Raw genomic sequence first — 23,303 nt, forward strand, 5'->3', positions numbered from 1 at the left:
CTGTACGTTCAATAATTTTTCTTATGCGGTTTTTTTCAGCGGTTATTCTTGTCAGTTTCTTGCTTGCGTGTTCCAATGCAAAAAAAGTTCCTGCAACGCAGACTGTATTTGCATCAAAAGAAGACGAAGCCATTTTTACCGACGTGCAGCGTGCAACCTTTCAATACTTCTGGGATGGTGCAGAACCAACCAGCGGTTTGGCCCGTGAACGTTTTCATGTTGATAATATCTATCCGCAAAACGATAAAAACGTTGTTACCAGCGGCGGCGGCGGTTTTGGTGTAATGGCTATCCTTGTTGGTATTGAACGTGGATTTATCAGCAGAGATGAAGGAAGGCAACGACTGGAAAAGATCGTACAGTTTTTAGAAACAGCCGATCGCTTCCATGGTGCATGGCCGCATTGGTGGAATGGCGAAACAGGAAAAGTTAAACCGTTCAGCCGTTACGATGATGGAGGTGATTTGGTTGAAACATCGTTTATGATCCAGGGCTTGCTTTGTGTGCGGCAGTATTTTCAAAACGGTTCTGCAACAGAAAAAACATTGGCCACACGTATTGATAAACTCTGGAAAGAAGTAGAGTTTGATTGGTACCGCAATGGAAAAAATGCATTGTACTGGCATTGGAGTCCCAACCATGCGTGGCGGATGAATTTTGCAGTGGATGGTTATAATGAATGTTTGATCATGTATGTACTTGCAGCAGCATCGCCCACACATGCTGTGCCTGCAGAAGTGTATCATGAAGGATGGGCAAAGAACGGTAAGATCAATGAACTGCCTGCGGGTTTTGAGGATATTAAGTTGTCGATGAATCATCATAACAAAGAAGGAGCAGCAGGTCCGTTGTTCTGGGCGCATTATTCATATCTCGGTCTTGATCCACGTGGATTGAAAGACAAGTATGCCGATTACTGGAAACACAATACCGGTCATACGTTGATTCATTATCGTTGGTGTGTTAACAACCTGAACGGATACAAAGGTTATGGCCCAGACAGTTGGGGTTTAACCTCAAGCTATTCGATGAAAGGCTATGCAGGGCATGCACCAACCAAAGACAGAGATCTCGGTGTTATTTCGCCAACAGCAGCTTTATCATCTTTTCCTTACACACCTAAGGAGTCAATGGCGGCGATGAAAAACTGGTACACAAACAAAAAAGACAAACTGTTTGGCGTGTATGGTTTTTATGATGCTTTCAGTGAAACGGAAAATTGGTATCTGCCACGTTACCTTGCAATAGATCAGGGACCAGCAGTAGTAATGATGGAAAATTACAGAAGTGGTTTACTCTGGAATTTATTTATGAGTTGCCCCGAAATAAAAGATGGGTTGAAGAAACTTGGATTTGAAAGTCCGCATTTAGCAAAGTAAAAAAGTGTACAGGCTTCATCATTTGTTAATGATAAAGCTAAACTTCACCACATAATTTTGAAACATGAAATACAGAAGTATACTTGCTTTTTTATTCGTACTCTTATTTGTTGATGTACAGGCGCAGGATATGAGCCTCTACGAAAAGCAATGGTTTATTCAATACGGCGATATATTGCCTTACCGTATACTGTTGCCGGAGAATTATGATGCTGCAAAAACCTATCCGCTGATTGTGTTTTTGCATGGAAGAGGAGAGAGCGGTAACGATAATGAAAAACAATTAACACACGGTGCCAAACTCTTTTTGCAGGACAGCATCCGTAAAAAATACCCGGCCATTGTTGTGTTTCCGCAATGTTCGGCAACCAATTACTGGAGCAATGTGCAGGCTGTAACAAGCGGTACAAAAAACGGCAAACGCAGTTTTTATTTTGTAGCCGATGGTGAACCAACATCGCCATTACGTTTGCTGATGAGTTTGGTTGGTAACCTGCAGGTGCGTTATAGGATTCAGCAAAAGCAGATGTATGTAATGGGTTTATCCATGGGTGGTATGGGTACATTTGAATTGGTACGACGCATGCCCAATACCTTTGCTGCAGCAGTTCCTATTTGCGGTGGTGCGCATCCGGCAACAGCCACGCAATTGGTTAAAACAAAATGGTGGGTGTTTCATGGAGGAAAAGATGATGTAGTGCTGCCGGAGTTTTCGCAAAAGATGGTAACCGCATTAAAGCAGCAGAAAGCTTCGGTGAAGTTTACGCTTTATCCCGATGCCAATCATAACAGCTGGGATGCTGCCTTTGCAGAACCACAATTGTTGCAGTGGTTATTTCAGCAGCGCAAACAATAATAGTACAATTAAAAGTAAACACGTGAAACGCTTCAGCTATAGTCTTTGTTTGTTGTTCTGTTTATCCTGTACAGCAACAAAGCAGTCAACACAAAACATAAAATTTGCGGCCAACCCTGTGGTGGCACATCGTGGTGCCTTTAAGCTGAATAAGCTGCCTGAAAATTCGATTGCAGCATTAAAGGAAGCGATTCGTTTAAAATGTACAGGATCGGAATTTGATATACGTATGACGGCCGATGATTCACTTGTGATCAACCACGATCCGCATTTCAATAAACTGGAAATTGAAAAAGTAACATATGCAGAGTTGATGCAGTTTCGTTTGTCCAACAACGAGCCATTACCCACACTCCAGCAATACCTTGAAGCAGGATTAGCCAACAATACCTCTACACGTTTAATTCTGGAAATAAAACCTTCAGGCATCAGTAAAGAAAGAGGTAAACGCATTGCTGAAAAAGTAGTACAGCTGGTAAAACGTTTACATGCCGAACCGATGGCTGTGTACATCAGCTTTGATTATGATATTCTGCTGAAGATCCGTGAGCTGGATGCAACTGCTGTGCTGCAATATCTCGAAGGCAACAAATCGCCTGCACAGGTAAAGGCCGATAAGATTAACGGCGTCGATTATCATTACTCTTTCTTTCAAAAAAATCCGCAATGGATTACGGAAGCGAAACAAAACGGTATTGCCTTGAATTCATGGACGGTAAACGATAGTACAACCATGAGCTGGTTATTAAAAGAAGGCTTCGATTATATTACTACCAATGAGCCGGAGTTGTTGTTTCGGCTGCTGAAGAAATAAAAGCCAGCTAATCCCAAGGTCGGGGAGTATTACCGGCCGTTTTTCCAGAAAACGGCCGGTTTTTATTTCTAACACTTCTTTTCCAAAATCTGCCCTTACTTTGCAGGCATTCATGAAAATCCTCGATTGGTACATATTAAAGTCGTTTTTGAAGACTTTCTTTTTCCTGCTCCTCATCTTTTCGATGATTACATTGGCTATTGATGCCAGTGAAAAAAGCGAAGATTTTGTGCGCAGCGGGCTAACCTTCAACGAAATTGTTACCAAGTATTACTATGGGTTTCTGCCACATATCATAGCATTGTTGTTCCCGGTGTTTGTATTGATTGCGGTGGTGTTCTTTACATCCAAACTTGCACTCCGCAGCGAAATTGTAGCCATGCTGAGTGTGGGCATGAGCCTCAACCGCATTCTTCGTCCGTATTGGGTAGGGGGGATCTTTCTGGCGTTGATGCTTGGACTGGCCAATCACTTTTTGATTCCGGTTGCTAACATCATCCGCACCAATTTCGAGAACAAGTATGTAGATATGGGCAATATTGCCAAGCAGCAACGCCAGTATCTCAACAATATTCATTTCAGGGTTGATACGTACACCTATGCCGGTATGCGTAACTACGATACGACTACCAAAATCGGCAATGGCTTTTTTCTGGAAAAGGTTAAGAATAACCAGGTGTATTACAACCTGCGTTCCGAATCGATTTTGTGGGATACGGCCAAAAAACAATGGAAGCTGGAAAATGCAGTTGAGCGCAAAATCAACGGGCTTGATGAGGAAGTAAAAACCTTATCGAACTACTATTTAAAAATGGGATACCTGCCCAGCGATATTTCGGAAGATGACTTTAAAAAAGATAAACTGAAAACACCAGCGCTCAACCGTTTTATTAAGCAGGAGCAGATCCGTGGATCGGAAGGGGTGAATGCCATTAAGTTTGAACGCTACCGGCGTGATGCCAGTGCTATTTCAGTAATTGTAATGACGATGATCGCTGCTATTCTTGCCTGCAGGAAAATAAGAGGGGGCAGTGGCTTTCACCTGGCCCTGGCGTTTATTATTGGCGTAACCTTTATTGTGGTTGATAAATTCTCCATGGTGTTTTCTACAAAAGGCAATCTTCCGCCTATTATTGCGGCATGGATACCCAATGTAATTTTCGCTTTCATTGCCTACCGGTTGTATAAACGTGCACCTAAATAGCGTTTGTTTCAACAACTTTTAGCATTTGTTAATTGTTATGAAAGTGCTTATTGGTTAACTTTGACGGATTCGCAAGTAACAACACTTACAAGCGATTATTTCAAGAATAAACTTAAACAGGGATATGCAATAACCACCCAGGAATTAGATCTGCTGTTACCCGGATTCATTCGTACTGTAGCCGGGCATTGCAGGATGGTTGGTTATACATGTGTTCCATTAAAACCATAATAAATACACACATGAAAGAACGGTTTAAAGAGAAAGCGGAAGCGGCCAGTGCCGAGATAAAAAATATACTGAAAGAGCATGGGAATAAGGTGGCCGGAGAGGTTACCCTGTCTCAAATTTATCAGGGTATGCGTGGTATAACAGGATTGGTTACCGAAACCTCTTTGCTCGACTCACAGGAAGGTATTCGTTTTCGTGGATTTACGATTCCCGAGTTACAACAAAAGCTGCCGAAATTTCCAAATGGTGGCGAGCAGCCATTACCCGAAGGCTTGTTTTACCTGATGCTGACCGGCGATTTGCCCGATGATGCAATGGTTAACTCTGTTACCGATAACTGGATGCGCCGCAGCCATGTACCCAACCATGTATTTGATGCTATTGATGCATTGCCGTTGCAAACACACCCGATGACGATGTTTGTGGTGGGTGTAATGGCCCTGCAGACAGAAAGTATTTTTGCCAAACAATATGCAGAGGGTATTAATAAAAAAGATTACTGGGAACCGGTGTTTGATGATGCAATGACGTTAATTGCACGTTTGCCCCGTATTGCAGCCTACATCTACCGCCGGAAATATAAAAACGGCGATCATATTCATCCGAATGGTTTGCTCGACTGGTCGGGTAACCTGGCACACATGCTCGGTTACGAAGACAAAGGTTTTATGGAACTGATGCGTTTGTACATGACCATCCATGCCGATCATGAAGGTGGTAACGTATCGGCACACACCACACACCTTGTTGGTTCTGCATTGAGCGATCCTTATTTAGCTTACGCTGCAGGTATGAATGGTTTGGCCGGTCCGTTGCACGGTTTGGCTAACCAGGAAGTAATTAAGTGGATTTTCGAAATGCAGGAAGCATTAGGCACCGATGCACCGGATAAAGTACAGATTGCAGATTACGTAAAGAAAACATTGGGTGAAGGAAAAGTGGTGCCAGGTTACGGTCATGCTGTATTGCGCAAAACCGATCCTCGCTTTACAGCACAAATGGAGTTTGGTAAAAAGCATATGCCCGATGATAAACTGGTAAACACCGTTTGGAATATTTATGAAGTGGTGCCGCCGATTTTACAATCACTCGGTAAAGTAAAGAACCCATGGCCGAATGTTGATTCGCACAGTGGTGCTTTGCTGGTACACTACGGTATGGTGGAATATGAATTTTACACCGTGTTGTTTGCTGTAAGCCGTGCATTGGGTGTAATGGCCAGCCTTATCTGGGATCGTGCATTGGGCTTCCCGTTAGAGCGTCCAAAATCCATTACAACTGATTTGGTGAAAAAATGGCTCGATGGAAAAGATAATATCTGGGGTGAATAATTTCACTTGATAAAATAAGTAAAGCCGCTTCGGAAGAAGCGGCTTTTTTGTTGAATTGTATGTCATCCCAAGACACGAGGGAACTGTTGATCTTTTGTACAATTGCCCGGGAGATGATCCTCCTTCGTCGGGATGAAAGGTTTATTTGGCTTTTTTCTTCTTTGTTTTGATCATTGAAATTTTCAAACGCTTTGCTTCTTCCTGCCAGTTCGCAGCAGTAAGCAATACTTCATCAATTTGTTTTGTTTGAATTTCCTTTTTGTTACGGATAATAACAGAGGCTACCATCACCCGTTTGCCTTGTTCCAGTTGTGGTAATACATCAACCAAATCTTTACCACGGCATAAACCAAGATCAATCCCATCCTTTACTTCGTTGAGGTAACAGAACATGCCATGATAATGATAGAAGGGAATTTTAAAGCTGAGTTTTTCCTGCACATGCGGAATCAGTGTGAGGATCATTTCACGAAGCTGTTCGGCTATTTCCCGTTTCTCATCGGGCAGGCTTTCGATGTATTCATCCACAAGGCGATTCATTAGTTAAAATAATATTGAGGTTGTTTCAAAGATATTTCTTACCGCAGAGAAAGGAGGAAGAGAGTTTAACCTCTGCGCTTGTCTTTGTATTCTTTTTTCTCTGCGGTGAAAAAAAACTTTATCATCAGAGCTTCAACTGCTTCACCATTTTTTGTACAGCAGCTTTTGTTTGCTTCAACTCTTCCTGCTGTTCAAGGATGAAACTGTTTTCTTTCAGCTTACCGGTTACTGCTTCCAGCTCGGCTTCTGTTTCGTACATCATTTTACGGAAGGGACTGGTATAATCTTTTGCTCTGGATGATGCAATGCCTTCCACCATCCATGTTTTGGTTGCAAGATAGCTTTGCAGGTATGCTACGAAATTTTCTTTTGTGAGTTTTGCAGTGCCTGTTAATTCAAACAAACAACTCAATGCATGTTGTAATTTCTGTTGCGGATAGTGTTGTGCCTGCGTAGCATAAAATGCATGCACGGCATCCCAGCTTTTTATTTTACCGCTAACAATTTTCTGTTTCAGGCTATTGAGTTCAGTAACGGGAATCAACTGGCCACCCACATTCACCCACTCACTGCGTTTTTGTTTTTTCGGCAATTGTGCAAACAGTTCATCGGCGGTTTTGTATTTCACCGTTGATGCAAATTGTAAGGTCTGCTCAACAGCATAATATGTAATCAGTTCTTTAAAGAGCTGGTAACTTTTTGATGCTTTTAGTACAACAACTTTGCGTTTACTGTTTTCTACAATGCCCGCCGGTATTTCAAGTGTATCTATATTTTCATCCAAAGCTTTTTTGCCTGCGTATTGCTCCAGCAGCTGCAATGTTTGCATCACTTCATTCATGCTGTCGGGTGCAAGAAAATCGTATTCGAGGGTTTGTGTTTTATCGATTCGTTTATCTCTGTCAATATATTTCCAGGCATTACGTGCAAGTGCATACATATTGTACATAAACCAATAGCCCGGCATTACAACCAATTGATCATTGGCGGTATCGTTACTTACCAGGGCAAACGGAAAAGGAATAGAAAGTTCTGCAGGATAATCACCTTTTGCTAATAACGTGTACGATGCAAAGCGGGAGTTGTGTTTGATACTTACACAAAGCCCCGGCCAGAAACCACGGCCGGCAATCATTTCACCATCGGCACTGCGACTATTGTGATTACTGCCCAGTGTTGCACCTGCAGCAATATTGCTTTGTCCCATTACCGTTGCTGCACACAAGAATGAGTTGTTGTGGTGTTGTTCATGCGCAGGGAAAATGAGTGAGTTCAAAACTTCGCAGCAGGAGATAGTAGCATTGTTGCCAAGATAAGAGTTGATGAGTCGTGCGCCGTATTTCAACTGCGAATGTGATGCCATGTAAAAACGCACTGCCTTTACACCATAGAAAATACGACAGCCTTCACCAATAATTCCATTTACCAGTTCGCAGCCTTCGCCAATTTGTGAACTTGCTTCGGGTGCTGAATTGATAGTGAGATTTTTCAGTTTGTTGGCACCTTTCAAATACGCATCACTGCCAATCCAAACGTCTTTGATGATATCGCAACTTTTAATAACAGTACGGTCGCCCACTTTGCCATAATAACCACGAAGCTTATCGAATTTACTTTCTGTAAACTCTTTGAATTTCTGTTGCAGCTGATCGTTATCTCTGTTGCGGCTCCATAACCAGGCATCGCCTGGTAACATGCCATTGAAGGGAATAATTTTTCGTCCTGCATTTTCATTGCACACTTCCAGCCAGATGCGGATCTTTTCATCTTCCCCTTCTTTTAAAATACCGTTACCAAACTTGGCATAGTTGGTGGTACCCATTTCGTGCACATTGGTAATGATTACTTCATTGCCAATGATGTAGTGGGAGAGGTAATGCACATTATCGATGACCACATTTTCACCAAAATCGCAGCTGATGATGGTGCTGTTGTATAAACCAACCTGTAATTTGATGGAGTGAAACTCGAGATAGTAAGGTTCCAGTTTTCCAATACGCACCAGCCCGAAGAACTTACAGTTTTTTACCAGCTCTGGATTGAATGCATCGGATACCAAAATGTTATTCCAGTTGTCGGAGGCATTGCGGTTACGCACCAGCACTTCAATTTCGAGTGCAGAAAGTTTACGGTAGTTGATACCGCTGCGGTTTTGTTTATTGCGCAGATAGTATTCGTCTTTTCCTTTTGGCAGAAACTGCTTCGGAATAAATTCGTAACCAATGCCGGCAATCGGTTGTTTGGTGATCTGGTTCATAAAGAATGGTTGCAGGTTACAGGTTGCTTGTTTCAGGTAATATAATTTAAATTACATGTTTCCTGACCTGTAACAGGAAACATGTAACCTGCAACAAACTATTCAACCGTTACACTCTTTGCAAGATTTCTCGGTTTATCTACATCAAATCCTTTGGCTACACCAATGTAATAAGAGAGTAGCTGTAGCGGAATTACACTCAGCATCGGCGCTACAATTTCATCAGCTTCCGGCACATACATCATGTCGTTACTCATCGAAGGAATCACTTCATCATTTTCTGTTACCACTGCAATTACCTGTCCTTTACGTGCTTTAATTTCCTGGATATTGCTCACTACTTTTTCATAGTACGCATCTTTTGTTGCGACAAATACAACAGGCAGTTTTTCATCCACTAATGCAATCGGTCCGTGTTTCATTTCTGCAGCCGGGTAACCTTCGGCATGGATGTACGAAATTTCTTTCAGCTTCAATGCGCCTTCCAATGCTACCGGGAAATTGTATCCACGACCAAGATATAAGAAGTCGCTGGCGTCTTTATACTTCAAACCAATCGCTTTCACCTCGTCTGCTCTTTCAAGTAAGGTTTTTACTTTTTCAGGTACGGCATGCAGTTCGTTTAAGAGTTGCATGTAACGTTCGTGTGTAATGGTTCCTTTTTCAATGGCAATCTTCAACGCTACCATTGTTAATACTGCTAACTGAGCCGTAAATGCTTTGGTACTGGCCACACCAATTTCCGGTCCTGCATGTGTGTAAGCACCTGCATGCGATAAACGTGCAATGGAACTGCCCACCACATTCACCACACCAAAAATAAACGCACCTTGTTCTTTTGCTTTGTCAATCGCCACAATGGTATCTGCTGTTTCGCCGCTTTGCGAAATAGCAATGATCACATCTCCTTTGTTGATAACAGGATTACGGTAGCGGAACTCGCTTGCATATTCCACTTCAACAGGAATACGACAGAGCTCTTCAAAAATATATTCTGCTACAAGACCTGCATGCCAGCTGGTGCCGCAAGCAATCATCACAATGCGTTGTGCGTTTTTCAACTGCTCAATATTGTTCTCTACACCGGCCATGGTAATGCGGCCGCTTTGTGCATCTAAACGGCCACGTAAACAATCCTCAATGGTATGTGGTTGCTCATTAATTTCTTTGATCATGAAATGATCGTAACCGCCTTTTTCAATGGCAGCTAATTCAAGATCGAGCTTTTGAATATAGGGTGTAATTTTTTCGTTGCCGAGATTCTTCAGAATCAGTTCATCGGCTTTTACAATCGCCAGTTCGTAATCGTTTACATACACTACTTCTTTGGTGTATTCAATAATGGGCGATGCATCACTGGCCAGAAAATGTTCGTTCTTACCAATACCAATTACCAACGGACTTCCTTTACGGGCAGCAATAATGGTATCAGGATCATCTTCATCAATTAATAAAATAACATACGCACCCACCACACGACGTAAAGCAATACGTACAGCTTCTTCGAGCGGGCATTCGTTGTTTGTTTTGATGTCTTCAATAAAGTTGAGGAGAACTTCGGTATCAGTATCGCTTTTGAACGTGTATCCTTTTTTCAATAATTCGTTTTTGATAGATACATAGTTTTCAATGATGCCATTGTGGATCATGGCCAGCTTGCCGCTTTTTGATTGATGAGGGTGCGCATTGCGGTCGCTGGGTTCGCCATGTGTTGCCCAACGTGTGTGACCAATGCCAATATTCGATTGAATGTCTTTACCAATAACTTCTTCTTCGAGCTGGGCAACCTTGCCTTTCTTTTTATAGACGTTTAATCCGTGGTTTAACAACGCTACACCGGCACTGTCGTAACCCCGGTATTCCAGTCGTTTCAAACCTTTTAATACAATAGGATAGGCCTCTCTTGACCCTATATAGCCAACGATTCCGCACATGTTAATCAGTAGTTTGTTTGTTGCAAAGATGCAAAAATATAGCTATGGATGGGGGATAAATTTCTCACTTGGAAAAGCAGCTTTTTACAGCTTTCACATTTCTTTATTAATCGTACAAGCGGTTGCTGCATCATATACGTGAAGAGAGGTAACAATTGAGGCGATTGGTTGATCTGCTAAAAAGAAAGGATCATGAACAACAACATTCACATTGCCGCTACACTCGACAGTCTGGAACTGTTAGAAAACCTGGTTGAACAATTGGCTTACCGCCGTTTCGATCTTGGGTATGGTTTACAACGTGTACCTGTTGACAGCGAAGCGTTGGAAACATCTTCTTCCACTATTTATCTCAGCGGTACCATTTTGCTGAACAATGAGCAGGAGCAGTTTCATATTCCTTTTATCACCAGTTTTTTGTTTACCTGTGTAAAGGGTGGGGATGGTATTTATAAACTGGCATGGAGCACATCATTGTCATAAAAAAAATGCCCCGGTTAACCGGGGCATTTTTTTATCAGTTATTTTTTTTGCGGAAGGGCCACCACTTTTTCTTTGTTGTATCCGCAGCACGTTTGTTTTTATCTGTTGCTGCATCTTTCTTCGGCTCTTGTTTTTTATCGTCTTGCTTTTTTGCTTCCTGTAACACTTTGTTTTCTTCGTTGATCTGCGATTCCGGTCCAAGCGTTGGATCGGGTGTTAACTGCAGATCGTTATAGTCTGATGATGTTCCATTACCTGCATCCGGATTTTCTGCATCGGGTTCGTTACGGTATTTATCGGCAAAGTTTTCAAAGTCCATAAAGGTTTCCACCTTCATACTTTCCGGTTGTACAAACTTTGCATCTCTGGATATGCCCAATGTTTTATCGCTTTGTACACGATCCATAAAGTAACCCCAGATAGGCAGTGCTGTACGGTTACCTTCGCCCACCATTTTCAGGAAAGGATCATCGCAACCAACCCAGCCGCCGGCTAATAACTGTGGCGTGTAACCGATAAACCAGGTATCGGTATTATCGTTGGTTGTACCTGTTTTACCCGCAATTTCTCCGGTTAAACCCATACCACGCAAACGTCGGCCGGTACCAATATCAATTACACCCTGCATCATTTTCACCATTGTAAATGCAGCCGATTCGCTCAGCACCACTTTTTGTTCGGGTGCGTATGATTGTAAGATATTACCGTTACGATCTTCAATGCGTGTGATAAAGATGGGTTGCGTGGTCATGCCATTCGTGGGGAACATGGTATAAGCCTGCATCATTTCAAACACACTTATTTCTGCAGCACCTAATGCAATGGAAGGATAGGGAGGCATTTCACTGGTAATACCTGTGCTTTTGGCAAACGTAATAACCGGTTTTACACCAAACTGATTCATCAAGTAAGCCGCACCGGGGTTTTTCGAAAACGCTAAACAGATAGCCATTGGTCCGCCGGTTCCTGTAATGATTTTTCCACCAAGATTAATCGGTCCGCTTGGTAAGGGCGTTTCAGGTGTAAAACCATTTTCAACTGCATACGCATACAGGATCGGTTTAAAGGTTGAACCTACCTGGCGTTTGGTATTAGGATTAACGTGATCGTATTTAAAGTTTTTAAAGTTTACACCGCCAACCCATGCTTTTACTTCGCCGGTAAACGGATCCATTGCCATAAAACCGGTTTGAATGATCATACGGTGATAACGAATGGAATCAAACGGTGTCATGATCGTATCTGTTTCACGTTTGCTGTTCCAGGCAAATACCTTCATCTTCGTTTTTGTTTCGAACGCTTTGCGGATCTCCTCTTCGCTTGCGCCTGCCTGTTCCATCTTGCGCCAGCGATCACTTTCCTTCATGGCACGTTCCAGAATTTTTTCGTGTCCTTTCCAGATGCTGTTGGTTTTTATCCAGGGTAAGGTCCAGTAGTTTTTCTGCAATGCACTCATGTGCTTCGATACTGCTTCTTCGGCATACAACTGCATACGTGGATTGATGGTGGTATAAATTTTTAAACCATCCCTGTAAATATTATAGTTGTCTCCGTTTGGCTTGGTATGTTCTTTCGCCCACTTCTTCATAAAATCACGCAACACATCACGGAAGTAGGGGGCAAGACCTGTACTTTCATCGAGCTTTTTATATTTTAAGTTGATGGGTTTGCTCTTCAACGATTCACCGTCACTCTCCGAAACAAATTTATTCCGCACCATATCGTTAATTACAGCATTGCGTTTTTGCATAGCACGTGGAGGAAACAAACGAGGATTGTAAGCATACGGTGCGTTTACCATACCAATGAGCAATGCTGCTTCATCAACTGTAACAAGCGCCGGTTCTTTCTGGAAAAATGTTTTGGATGCGTTGCGGATACCAAACACGTTGTCGCTATACTCAACCGTGTTGAGGTAGAGTGCTATAATTTCATCTTTGGTAAAGTTGCGTTCCAGCTTTACAGCAATAATCCACTCCTGAATTTTTTGAAACAGCCGGCGTACTTTATTTTTTGCACGACCACCAAACAGGTTCAATGCCAACTGTTGGGTAATAGTACTGCCACCACCATCACTACCAAGCTTTACGACAGCTCTTGCCAGTGAACGGCCATCAATACCGGAGTGATCATAAAAGCGTTCATCCTCGGCCGCAACCAACGCTTTTACAATGTTGGGCGAAATGTCTTTGTACTCTACATTGGTTCTGTCTTCAAGATAAAACTTACCCATCATGGTTCCATCGGAAGCAATCACCTCACTGGCAAGTGAAGCCGAAGGATTTTCGAGTTCCTCCAGCGATGGCATTTTACCTAACAAACCAAAATTGGCTCCAACTACAATTACCACAAATAAGCCAATGCAGATAAAAAATGCACGCCAGAGATATTTGATGGGTGTACGCATATTCGAATTTTAAAAGCTGAATTATTGCAAATTCAGTACCAGACAAATCTATAACAATTAAAGGAGTGCAACTGTCGTAAAAAAACTAAAATTTATCTTTGATGTGCTGCTGCAGGAAGAGCCTGTATTCTTCCATATTCTTCCTGGTTTTGAGTAGTTCGAGGTTCCGTTCTGATATAACGATAAACTTATATTTCGACTCGGTCAACCAGGGAATAATCTGCCTTGCATTCTTCTTCCATTCGTCCATATAACCCATGGCGATGGTTACATCGGAGAACATGCCCATTTCCATCCACAGGGTTTCTTTATCGGCATCGTTTACTTTCAAGCCAATTGTTTCGCCACTGTGCGAAGCGTTGTTATACCGCTGAAACGCATTCTTTGCTTCGCTGATGTACACAGGGTCTACCTGGTCGAAATAAATTAGCACCGTATAAGGTTCGTTGGAATTATAGATATAGGCGGTTTCAACTTTCACCTCTTTCATAGGTTTAAGCGTAGTGGTATCTTTTGCTGTTTTTGGATTGATGCCGATTTTACTTGCATTATTCCGGTCGGTTTTTTCTACTTCCGTTTTTTGTACGGGTGCTGCCGGTCGTGTAATGTTGGCGTTGTTTTGTGTTGGCTGATTACCGGTTACAATCTTATTATCCTGTTGTTTTTTATCCTGAACGATCTTGTTCACCTTCGGGCCCTCATCGAACGGAATAACAATACTGTCTTCTGTTTGGCGAACAATATTGGTGCGTGTAAGATAATCTTCAATTTCAGCTCTTCTGCTCACCACATCCTTCATTACGGCTGCTTTGTCGGCCATGGGCGAACCGGGGAAATTGCGTTCGAGATTGGTGAGTGTTACAATAGCAACACTATCGTTTTTTTGTTTGATGTGGTACAACGCTTCAATGTAGAGCAACTGCGGCGTCCAGTATGAATTGCCATAAACAGAATCGGCAAGTTTTTTCTGTTGTGCTGCTTCATCGAACTTACCGGAGATGAAGAGATCGTATACTCGTTCGTACACAATTGTTTTTTCATCTTTTCCCGGCTTCACAGGATTGTTGGCGGCAGTTATTTTCTGCACAGGATCGCCATTGGGATATTTCTTTTTCAACTCCTGTTGAAAGTAGGCAGCCCGTTGTTTATCGCCCAGCTTATTGTAGCAATAGAATAATTCAAACAACACTTCTTCTTCCTTTTCGTAATTGCCGAAACGCTTCCACAGTTCTTCAAACACCGCAGCAGCCTGGGCATAATCTTCCAGTTGATTTTTGTAGATCTGTCCCTGTTCAAATAAGGATTCAGCAATTTTTTTATTCGATGCCAACACCTGTTCTTCGGTGAGCGGCAAACGGGATTTCAGACCATCAACTGTTAATTCATCCGATGGAATAGTATTAGGATCGATGCTGTTTTCATCACCAGGTCTCACATCGGCCTGCGGTTTATTGTTGTTGGCGAAAGAGGCTGTGGCATCAACAGCACTTTGCCTGCGCCAGTTATCGATATTCGGACGATTGCCCCATTTCGCTTTAAACTCATTAAATCCTTTTGCCTTTTGTGATGCATTATAAAAATACCAGCTGTTACCACTGCCGGCGTTGGTAAACAAAGGCGTATTGACATCCTGCGGATTACCTGTAAGCACAGCAGGTGTGTAGGCCATTTCTTCTTTCAGCCCTCTTTCCCGGCGCAGCTTTCTTGCAAGGGAACGCAGGTAACTGTCCATTTCTTTCTCTGGCATTTTTGCTACAGTCTGCAAACTGTCCTGCTGTTTTACAACGGTAATTAATTGCACCAGTTGTTTCAACAGTTGTTGTTTGTTTTGCAGCTGCACACTCTGTTCGGCAAATGCAGGGTCGTTCAAATTAGCACTGTCGAGCGATGAGGAGGCGAGTATATAATCTCTGCGGCGATACGCCAGTTCGGATAACTGTACAAACGCCTGATTTTTTACGGAGGGGTTTTCAGTTTGGTAAGTAACACTGCGCTTCAGCAAATTCATGGCTTGTGTGGTATCGCCTTTTTGCAATGCTGCGTTGGCAGCAGCATAAAACAATACATCTTCATATCCATCAAAACGTTCTTTCTTCGATAGTTTCAACAGGTCAGCCAATGTTTCATCCATTGTTGCAGTTGCGCCTTCTTTCTTTACCAGCTGCGCTTCGTAAATGCGTGCATGGATGTACAATACAGGATCAGTTGTATGCGCTTTTGCTTTGTTGAAATAGTCTGATGCAAGATCGGGTTGATTGGTTTTTGCATACAGCTGCGCCAGCAAATATTCCCAACGGGCTAATTCTGTTTTATCGGCTGCTTCGCTCAATGCGTTCTTTAAGTAAAAAGCGGTACTGTCCCATTGCTCTTGCTTGTAAAAAGAATAGGCCTGTACTTCGTTTAATTTGCCGTGCAAGCGTTTCGGAAAGGTGGGATCTTTTTTCAGCAGATTCACTAAGCTGTACGTTTCCGGAAAAAGATTATCCTCTGCATACGTACGGGCCAGCCACAGCAAGGCATCGTTTCGGCTGGGTGCTTTGGTAAAGGCTCGGTGCAGCAAACTGTTTTTTTCTTTGGTGGCAATGTTGAGATCGCCTTTGGTAGAGCGATCGTTGGCACCAACTACAATAATGTATTCGTCTTTTCCTTTCGGGAAAAAGTTATAATTAATGAACTGAAAGATGCGGTAAGCCGAATCGTATTTCTGCCAGTAGTAATAACTTTTACCAATCAGCAGGTACATATCGTCGATATAGCTGTTGCGCAAATCGTGCAGTACAATACCGGCAGTGGCTTTGTAAATCACCGAATCCAGTTCGGCCGAATCGGCAGCGGTAATGTTGGTTGAATAATTATAGAAAGGAAGCAGCTGCGTATAATCATCCCTGTGACTTGCCTTTGCCCTTTCAAGGATGGCATTTATTTTATTGGTAGCGTTATAATAAAAGTTATAATGCGTTACCGTGCTCTGGTAAATTTTACGGGGTAGTGTAAACTTTTTTTCATCGGTTTTTTCCGAACCCAATGTTTTGTTCTCGTATTTTTTGGGTTTTACCAGCGGCAATGTAAAATCGGGTTGTGCCGATGCAGAAAAGCAGCCCAGCAGGAACAAGAAGAAGAACAGTCGGAATTTTGGTACAAGAATTGGCTGCATGCAGGCGTTTACTTGTTTTTTTTTATAACTCAATACGGTCAAAAATATTTTAATTCGGGGTAAAATAGGGAAGAAATTCTTTTTTTACCCTTGGTAAACAGTAAATTTAGCCCTCATTTACGCTATGGCAAAACGAATTGATGCAGAAAGTACGTTGAAACGATTACGAAACCGTTACCGTTTGGTGGTGATGAACGATGATACGTACGAGGAAGTGGTGACGTTTAAATTATCCAGGTTGAGCGTTTATATTACTCTTAGCACCATTTTTGTATTATTAGTGGGGCTTACGGTAGCGCTGATTACGTTTACCAACCTCAAATATTATTTACCGGGGTATGGTTCGCAAAGTCAGCGGAAGGAGTTGATCTTTTATAAAACCAAAATTGATTCGTTAGAGAAATCGATGTTGTATAAAGATCAGTATCTTGAAAACCTGAAAAAAGTGTTATCGGGCGATGTGAAAACAACTGTGTTAGATACTGCTACCTTAAAAATACCGGAAGTAGAACGATCAACGCAATAAAAACCAACGCATATGTTCAACAGCAAATCCAGTTCCTCGGAAAAAGAGTACGCAACAGGTGTGGCTACCATAGTGGCACAGGGTACCGAAATTAAAGGTAACATCAGCGCTAAAGGCGATATTCGGGTTGATGGCACATTGGTGGGCAACCTCACCACTTCTTCCAAAGTATTAGTAGGCCCTTCGGGCAAAATTACCGGCGATGTAATTGCACAACAAGCCGATGTGTTGGGTGCAATTACCGGCACTATTAAAGTTACCGAGCTGTTGTACCTGAAAGGCAGCTGCCAGATTAATGGAAATATTTATGCCGGTCAGTTACAGGTAGATGCAACTGCTTCCTTTAACGGCGAATGCCACATGGGAGCAGAAGCTGTATCGAAAGCACCACTGGCAAACGTGGTAGATATTGCGAAAGACCAGGTACATGCAGCAGCAAACGACCAATAAGGATCCTAAAAAATATAAAAGCACTTCGGCTTATTTGCTGGAGTATTCAGGTTTAGCTATGCAGATTATGGCGGCGCTTGGTATTGCCGTTTTTCTTGGAATAAAAACAGATGGCTGGCTGAACCTGAATTTTCATTTATTTGCATTTGTGTTGCCCGTGCTGGTTATAACAGGTTTGCTTGTGCGGGTAGTTAAAGACACATCGAAGAAGAAATGAATGCACAAAAAAGTAAGTTGATCGTTCCTATTCTTGGTTTATTTGCAGCGGTAAGCTGCATCAGTTTATTAAGCAGAAACTGGCTTGCAACTAACAATATCGATCTTAATGTACTCATGACAGGCAACCTGATTGTGTTTGCCGTTACATTGGTTTCTCTTCTTTTTCATATCAAAGGATTTACTACCAACAATGCACAGGTGTTTCTGCGTGGCGTATATGCATCGTTGATGATTAAAATGATTGTTGTTGCAGCAGCTGTATTGATTTATGCATCTACTGCCACAAAAATTAACCGCACAGCTGTATATATTTCCATGGGTTTGTATTTCATTTACTCTTTTATTGAAGTGCGGACCATTTTCCGTATGATGAAACAGCAGAAAGGCAAATGAGTAAAAAGGAAGTTCCTTTACATGCATTAGCTGCGTATGTTCCCGAAGGTTCGTTGGAACCTGTGCTGGAATACCTGCACCGGTACAAAATTCACTTAACCATTACCAAAGAACGCAACAGTATACTCGGCGATTACCGTCATGCCATCAACCAGAAAAATCACCGCATCAGTGTAAATGGTAATCTTAACAAGTATGCTTTTCTTGTAACACTACTGCACGAAATTGCGCACTTACTTGCCTTTGAATTTTACGGACACCGCATTGCTGCACATGGTAAAGAATGGAAACATGAATACGGAAAAATTCTTGCCCAGTTTTTACTGAAGAAAATCTTTCCCTCTGATATTGAAAAGGCGTTGATGAAGTCGCTGCAAAATCCATCGGCTACCAGTTGCGGTGAAGAGCATTTGATGCGTGTGTTACGTAACTACGATGCACGGAAGGATGGAGTAGTGCTGGTGGAAGAATTACAACACGATCAATTATTCAAAACAAAAGACGGACGTATTTTTCAAAAGAAAGAAAAGCTGCGTAAACGGCATAAGGCTGTTGATGTAAAAAGCGGTGCGGTTTATTTGTTCAGCGGGGTGTATGAGGTGGAGGTGATAGGTAATGAATGACACACTTATTCTTTAAGATAACACATTTATAAAAATTATAATAAAAATTTTGAAGTTTCATTTTTTTTTTTTGTTATTGAGAGTGTTAATCGTATTTATAACACAAAACAAGCTAAAATGAAAAAAGCATTTTTAATTGGTTGTCTTTTTATGGCTGCATTTGAGTCCTTTGCAGCTGAAAAACGTATGAGAAAAGACGAGCCACAAATTTCATTACCAAAAACTGCCAGTATTAAGCAAATGCAAGAGTGTGCAACTGCAACAACTACTTATCAGGGGGAAACCATTGTCTGTTATCGTTGTGCAGAGACAATGGATGGACCAAATGGTGCTCAAGCTAAAGCCCATGACTGTCTGATGGACGCCATGATGGAATTCGAGCCTTAAACTAAAGGAATTTTCAAAACCAAGGGACTGAAAACGTCCCTTTAATTTTACTGACATGAAAACACTTTTTAAATTGGTTGTCTTTCTTTATTCGTTTTCTACGTTTGCTCAGGATAATAAGTTGTATCGAATAACCTACTATAATTTCAACGATACATTGATGCCTGAAGACAAGAAGTATAGTGCAATACTTCTTAGTAGCGAAACTCAATCTGTTTCATATAAACTGCCCTATCGTTTTGAAAATGCAGGAATGAAAAAAGTTTCTTCCAGTCAAGGCGCCACCAAATACGAATATTATTCTGAAAAAGATACAATTAAAGTTTATTGCTATAAAGAACTTGCTCACAACAGGCTTGTATTTGAATCTGAATTTAGCTTTGTCATTAGGGCTAGCAAACCTTATACTGATTCTCTACACCCGTTTGATTGGGTAATCCATGAATCACAAAAGGAAATAGGTGGTTTAGTTTGTAAAAAAGCGACTATGTCGTTTCGCGGCAGAAAATATGTTGCTTGGTTTGCAGAAACAGTTCCATTAAATAACGGACCATGGAAATTTGGTGGCTTACCTGGGCTAATTACCGAAATTCATGATGAAACATTCACGGTTTACTGGACGCTGCATAAAATTGAAAAGACGAATGATGTGCTGCCGTTAGTACCTACTAAAATTGAAGGCGACTATGCCGACTTCAAAAAGTTATACAAGGAAAGATTTTTAAAAGTGAAACGAGCGATCGAGTCTCATGGTAATGTAGAAGATCCTAATTGTAGTGATTGCAAAGGTTCTACTACCTTTACGTCAAACACAATTGAAGATTTACTTACAGACAACTGAGAAGAAGTGAGATAGCCGTAAATAGTTTATTGCATTGGTTTGTTTGTACATTTGAAATGTAAGTATAGATTCATGTGGGTAGAACAATTTATAAAAAGGTCCTTCTTCTTTTTCTTTTTTGTGGGTATTGTGCCATATTCGTTTGCGCAACATAAAATAGAAATTCGAGGTAAAGTACTTTCAGAAGGTGATATAACTACTACAATATCTCAATCCACGATCGTAATAAAGCAAAAAAATCAAGGCGATCAGGAAAAAACAGTTGCCTTTGGGTTTTCAAAGGTAAATGGAACATATTCCCTGATGGTAGAGTTGAATGATACAGTAGAATATTTTATTGTAGTGTCACATATTGGTTTTGAATCCCAAAAAAAGCAAATTCAATTTAAGCGTCAGGATACATTCCTTGTTGTTGATTTTTCCCTCCTACGTTCTAGAAATCAGTTAAAAGAAATTATCATTGAGAATAAGGAGCCAGTCAGAATCAGAAAGGATACGATTGAGTATACGGCTGATAGCTTCCAGACGCCACAAACACGTAAAGTTGAAGATTTAATAAGAAACATTGAAGGATTCAAAGTGGAGTCTGACGGACGAATTACTTACCGAGGTAAAGAAGTAAAAGCGTTGTTGCTGGATGGTGATGATCTAACACAAGATCAATATCAATTGCTAACCCGCAACTTAAATGCAGAAATGGTGGACAAACTGCAGGTAATTGATAACTACAACAAGAACAGGATCATGGGCGGTTTGCTTGAAAGCAACCAAGCGGCTATTAACCTCAAGTTGAAAAAAGGAATGGAGGGTAAACTGAACGGGAGTGTTTCTGCATCAGGTTCTGTTGAAGGAAGATACGAAGCGGATGCTACGCTTGTTTGGTTAAAAAGCCGGTTCAAAATGGTATATCTGGCGAATACGAATAACATTGCAAAAGATGCTACAGGTTTGTTGCGGTATCAGGAAGAAGGTAACGCCTCTGCTTTACAACAAAGAGAAGAACTCTCAAAGAAAATAGTGAACGGGTTAGGGCTGGTGAATAGCGGAACTGTATCGGCGCCGGATATAGCCAAGGAGTACGTACTTAATAACAAAAACTATTTTACGTCGCCTTTATTACATTTCAGAATCAATAAATCAATTAAGCTGGCTGGAAGAATGTATGCAGTTGAAAATGCGCTGTTTTTTAACGGGCAAAGAAGTTCGGAAACGTTTCTTAATGAGCAGAATAAATGGAATGTGCAGAATGAATTGTCAAGTGAAAAGAAACGGCAAAATGTAGCTGGTAATGTTGAGCTGGCACATGATAACCTGAAGCGGTTTGCAGGAAGCTTAAATGCACAATGGGGATGGGCCAATACAACTGATCTTTACAGGAATAAAACGTCGGGCTTTTTTTCTGATACACTAAACGAGCGTGTAAGCGCAAACAGAAATGGCTATGCCACAACCTACAATGGTGCTTTAAAACTTAATGAGTTTAGTGTGCTGAATTTGCAAAGTAGTTTCAGCGTAATTCCTGAGAGGCAGCTCTTTAATACGAATACCAACAGGCTTCAGTTGGTTTATGGTATCGGTAATCAATACCGGTTATTTGAACAGACAACCAATGGTACAATCACTAACCAGCAAAATAATATTTCATTTCTGCACAAAAAAGGAAAGCTTACATACAGGGTTGGTTATGAAACAAACTGGCAGAAATTAGCAATGGAAAATTCTGTGTTGAGTAACGATTCTTTACTTTCAATTTCTGACAATAGTGTTTCATTTTTTGAAAATCGTTTAAGCTTTCTTACAGTTTATCAATTAAATGGAAAAAGCTCCGTAAAATTTCTTTTGAATAGTGGTGTTGGTTCTGGTAAAAATGCAATGCATGGGAAAGATCAATTTTTCCTTTGGCGGGCAAATGCAGAATATGTTTATAAGCTGAAAGTCTTTGCAGGTTTACGCCTTTCGTTATTATCTGCAAGAGAGTTGCCTTCAATTATGTATTTTCATTCGCAAAATATGATTACCGCCAATGCCTCAGTCATCAGCGGAGCAACAAGAGTTTTACCACAAGAGTATTACACGGCAGCATTATCTTTCTCAAACTTCAAAATTGTATCTAAGTTTTCATTGTTAGCAGGCATAAATATTCGGTATGGAAAAACTGATTACACTGGTAACAGCATTTTACAGCCGCAATATACTCTCAGGGAATGGGCGCTTGTTACAAATAACAGACAGGCTGGCGTAAATTTTGATATAGGATCGTTTATATTTCCGCTTAATTCAACCTTCAGGTTAAGCAGTAATGCAAACTTCAGTATCAATAATCAGTTGTTGAATAGTAAGGCAGTTGAAAACAGGATGTTTTTTGGCCGTTTCACACTTACGTGGGTTCCATCTTTCAAAATACCTGTTAGCTGGCAGGTCGATTTTTCGAAAGATTTCTTTGAAAACAAACAATTCAATGAATCACAAACCCTTTTTAATAAGAATAATACCACTGATGTTTTAGTTAAACTCCGTACTGCATTCAAAGGCAATTATTACATTGGAACGCAATATAATTATCTAAGTCTGTCGGAAAACCAGGAATTTCATTTGTGGGGTGTTTTCCAGAATTTAACGCTTACAAAGAAATTAAATGTTGATTTGGTTGCGCATAATTTGCTAAACAATAAGCGTTTTGTTCAACGGGTAAATTCGCCTAACACAAAATCAGAGAATACATTTATGGGAGTAGGTCGATATTTCTTGTTAAGGGTTAACTATAGTTTCTGATCACAACTCCTTCAACATCCACCGGTCGCAACCAAAATGTCCGCTGTTGCCCAACGGTCCGTTTAAATATTCAAAGCCAAACAACTCATATACTTTCAGCGCCTGTTTTAATTCGGGCATGGTTTCGAGGTAAACCTGTTCGTAGCCGTTCGCTTTCGCCCAATGCAAACATTCTTCTATCATGCGTTTGCCTAAGCCTTTGCCACGGGCATCTTTGTGCAGATACATTTTTACTAACTCACATGTTTTGTTTGGCAAACCTTCGGTTGGAAAAATACCGCCGCCACCCAACAGTTTTCCTTCTTCCTCGGCAATAAAATAAACACTACCGGGTGTTTGAAACAGTTCGTACAAAGCATCGGTTGTTGGATCGAAGAATACTGTGCCGGGCTTATTGGCACCAAACTCTGCGAGTGAATTGCGTATGATAACTGCCAGTGCAGCATTATCGCCGGGTTGTATATTGCGGATAGTAATTGTTGACATGGTTGCAAAAATAAAG

At 41.3% G+C, this 23,303-nt stretch carries 20 protein-coding genes; 14 read left to right on the forward strand and 6 right to left on the reverse strand.

From position 1 onward, the window contains the following. The first annotated feature begins 23 nt into the window (after positions 1-23). The 5 genes from IQ13_RS09920 to IQ13_RS09940 all read left to right on the forward strand — a co-directional run bounded on the left by IQ13_RS09920 (position 24) and on the right by IQ13_RS09940 (position 5,815). The gene (locus IQ13_RS09920; protein ID WP_144886181.1) at positions 24-1,379 is read left to right on the forward strand and encodes an endo-beta-1,2-glucanase; all 1,356 of its coding nucleotides are present in this window, start codon (positions 24-26) and stop codon (positions 1,377-1,379) included. Positions 1,380-1,443: 64 nt separating this feature from the next. Beyond that, the gene (locus tag IQ13_RS09925; protein ID WP_144886182.1) at positions 1,444-2,235 is read left to right on the forward strand and encodes a carboxylesterase family protein; all 792 of its coding nucleotides are present in this window, start codon (positions 1,444-1,446) and stop codon (positions 2,233-2,235) included. A 22-nt stretch (positions 2,236-2,257) separates the two neighbouring features. Beyond that, a complete protein-coding gene (locus tag IQ13_RS09930) occupies positions 2,258-3,049 on the forward strand; it encodes a glycerophosphodiester phosphodiesterase family protein (protein ID WP_242009524.1) in 792 nt (263 codons plus the stop codon). A 112-nt stretch (positions 3,050-3,161) separates the two neighbouring features. Then, complete coding sequence (locus tag IQ13_RS09935) at positions 3,162-4,253, forward strand: LptF/LptG family permease (RefSeq protein ID WP_144886276.1); 1,092 nt, start codon at positions 3,162-3,164, stop codon at positions 4,251-4,253. Between the two features lie 242 nt (positions 4,254-4,495). After that, entirely contained in the window at positions 4,496-5,815 is a 1,320-nt protein-coding gene (locus IQ13_RS09940) for a citrate (Si)-synthase, eukaryotic (protein ID WP_199758222.1), read from the forward strand. A gap of 141 nt (positions 5,816-5,956) precedes the next feature. On the opposite strand, the gene IQ13_RS09945 is transcribed toward IQ13_RS09940, so the two are convergent. From IQ13_RS09945 to glmS, 3 genes are all read right to left on the reverse strand, one after another. Beyond that, on the reverse strand, positions 5,957-6,355 hold the full coding sequence (locus tag IQ13_RS09945) for a DUF1801 domain-containing protein (RefSeq protein ID WP_144886185.1): 399 nt from the start codon (positions 6,353-6,355) through the stop codon (positions 5,957-5,959). Positions 6,356-6,479: 124 nt separating this feature from the next. Continuing rightward, positions 6,480-8,612, reverse strand: a complete 2,133-nt coding sequence (locus IQ13_RS09950; protein WP_144886186.1) for a DUF4954 family protein — start codon at positions 8,610-8,612, stop codon at positions 6,480-6,482. A gap of 98 nt (positions 8,613-8,710) precedes the next feature. Continuing rightward, complete coding sequence (gene glmS, locus IQ13_RS09955; protein WP_144886187.1) at positions 8,711-10,546, reverse strand: glutamine--fructose-6-phosphate transaminase (isomerizing); 1,836 nt, start codon at positions 10,544-10,546, stop codon at positions 8,711-8,713. Between the two features lie 192 nt (positions 10,547-10,738). On the opposite strand from glmS, the gene IQ13_RS09960 reads away from it, so the two are divergent. After that, complete coding sequence (locus IQ13_RS09960) at positions 10,739-11,029, forward strand: hypothetical protein (protein WP_144886188.1); 291 nt, start codon at positions 10,739-10,741, stop codon at positions 11,027-11,029. A 34-nt stretch (positions 11,030-11,063) separates the two neighbouring features. On the opposite strand, the gene IQ13_RS09965 is transcribed toward IQ13_RS09960, so the two are convergent. After that, a complete protein-coding gene (locus tag IQ13_RS09965; protein ID WP_144886189.1) occupies positions 11,064-13,436 on the reverse strand; it encodes a transglycosylase domain-containing protein in 2,373 nt (790 codons plus the stop codon). Positions 13,437-13,521: 85 nt separating this feature from the next. Then, on the reverse strand, positions 13,522-16,590 hold the full coding sequence (porW, locus tag IQ13_RS09970; RefSeq protein WP_144886190.1) for a type IX secretion system periplasmic lipoprotein PorW/SprE: 3,069 nt from the start codon (positions 16,588-16,590) through the stop codon (positions 13,522-13,524). 124 nt (positions 16,591-16,714) lie between these two features. On the opposite strand from porW, the gene IQ13_RS09975 reads away from it, so the two are divergent. From IQ13_RS09975 to IQ13_RS10010, 8 genes are all read left to right on the forward strand, one after another. After that, positions 16,715-17,116, forward strand: a complete 402-nt coding sequence (locus tag IQ13_RS09975; RefSeq protein WP_144886191.1) for a hypothetical protein — start codon at positions 16,715-16,717, stop codon at positions 17,114-17,116. A gap of 12 nt (positions 17,117-17,128) precedes the next feature. Further along, positions 17,129-17,566, forward strand: coding sequence for a bactofilin family protein (locus IQ13_RS09980; protein ID WP_144886192.1), 438 nt, complete (start codon positions 17,129-17,131; stop codon positions 17,564-17,566). Continuing rightward, positions 17,544-17,783, forward strand: a complete 240-nt coding sequence (locus tag IQ13_RS09985; RefSeq protein ID WP_144886193.1) for a hypothetical protein — start codon at positions 17,544-17,546, stop codon at positions 17,781-17,783. The genes IQ13_RS09980 and IQ13_RS09985 overlap by 23 nt, the downstream gene beginning before the upstream one ends. Beyond that, on the forward strand, positions 17,780-18,178 hold the full coding sequence (locus tag IQ13_RS09990; RefSeq protein ID WP_144886194.1) for a hypothetical protein: 399 nt from the start codon (positions 17,780-17,782) through the stop codon (positions 18,176-18,178). Before IQ13_RS09985 ends, IQ13_RS09990 begins: the two co-directional genes overlap by 4 nt. Then, on the forward strand, positions 18,175-18,801 hold the full coding sequence (locus tag IQ13_RS09995; RefSeq protein WP_144886195.1) for a SprT-like domain-containing protein: 627 nt from the start codon (positions 18,175-18,177) through the stop codon (positions 18,799-18,801). The genes IQ13_RS09990 and IQ13_RS09995 overlap by 4 nt, the downstream gene beginning before the upstream one ends. A 117-nt stretch (positions 18,802-18,918) precedes the next feature. Then, positions 18,919-19,188: a hypothetical protein gene (locus IQ13_RS10000; RefSeq protein ID WP_144886196.1), complete on the forward strand. Its 270-nt coding sequence runs from the start codon at positions 18,919-18,921 to the stop codon at positions 19,186-19,188. Positions 19,189-19,243: 55 nt separating this feature from the next. After that, entirely contained in the window at positions 19,244-20,029 is a 786-nt protein-coding gene (locus tag IQ13_RS10005; RefSeq protein ID WP_144886197.1) for a GLPGLI family protein, read from the forward strand. Between the two features lie 72 nt (positions 20,030-20,101). After that, positions 20,102-22,801, forward strand: coding sequence for a peptidase associated/transthyretin-like domain-containing protein (locus IQ13_RS10010; protein ID WP_144886198.1), 2,700 nt, complete (start codon positions 20,102-20,104; stop codon positions 22,799-22,801). Here IQ13_RS10010 and IQ13_RS10015 read toward each other — a convergent pair whose 3' ends face one another. After that, positions 22,802-23,287, reverse strand: coding sequence for a GNAT family N-acetyltransferase (locus IQ13_RS10015; RefSeq protein ID WP_144886199.1), 486 nt, complete (start codon positions 23,285-23,287; stop codon positions 22,802-22,804). Positions 23,288-23,303 lie beyond the last annotated feature (16 nt).

Origin of the sequence: Lacibacter cauensis (assembly GCF_007830055.1) — a bacterium.
Taxonomy (GTDB): domain Bacteria; phylum Bacteroidota; class Bacteroidia; order Chitinophagales; family Chitinophagaceae; genus Lacibacter; species Lacibacter cauensis.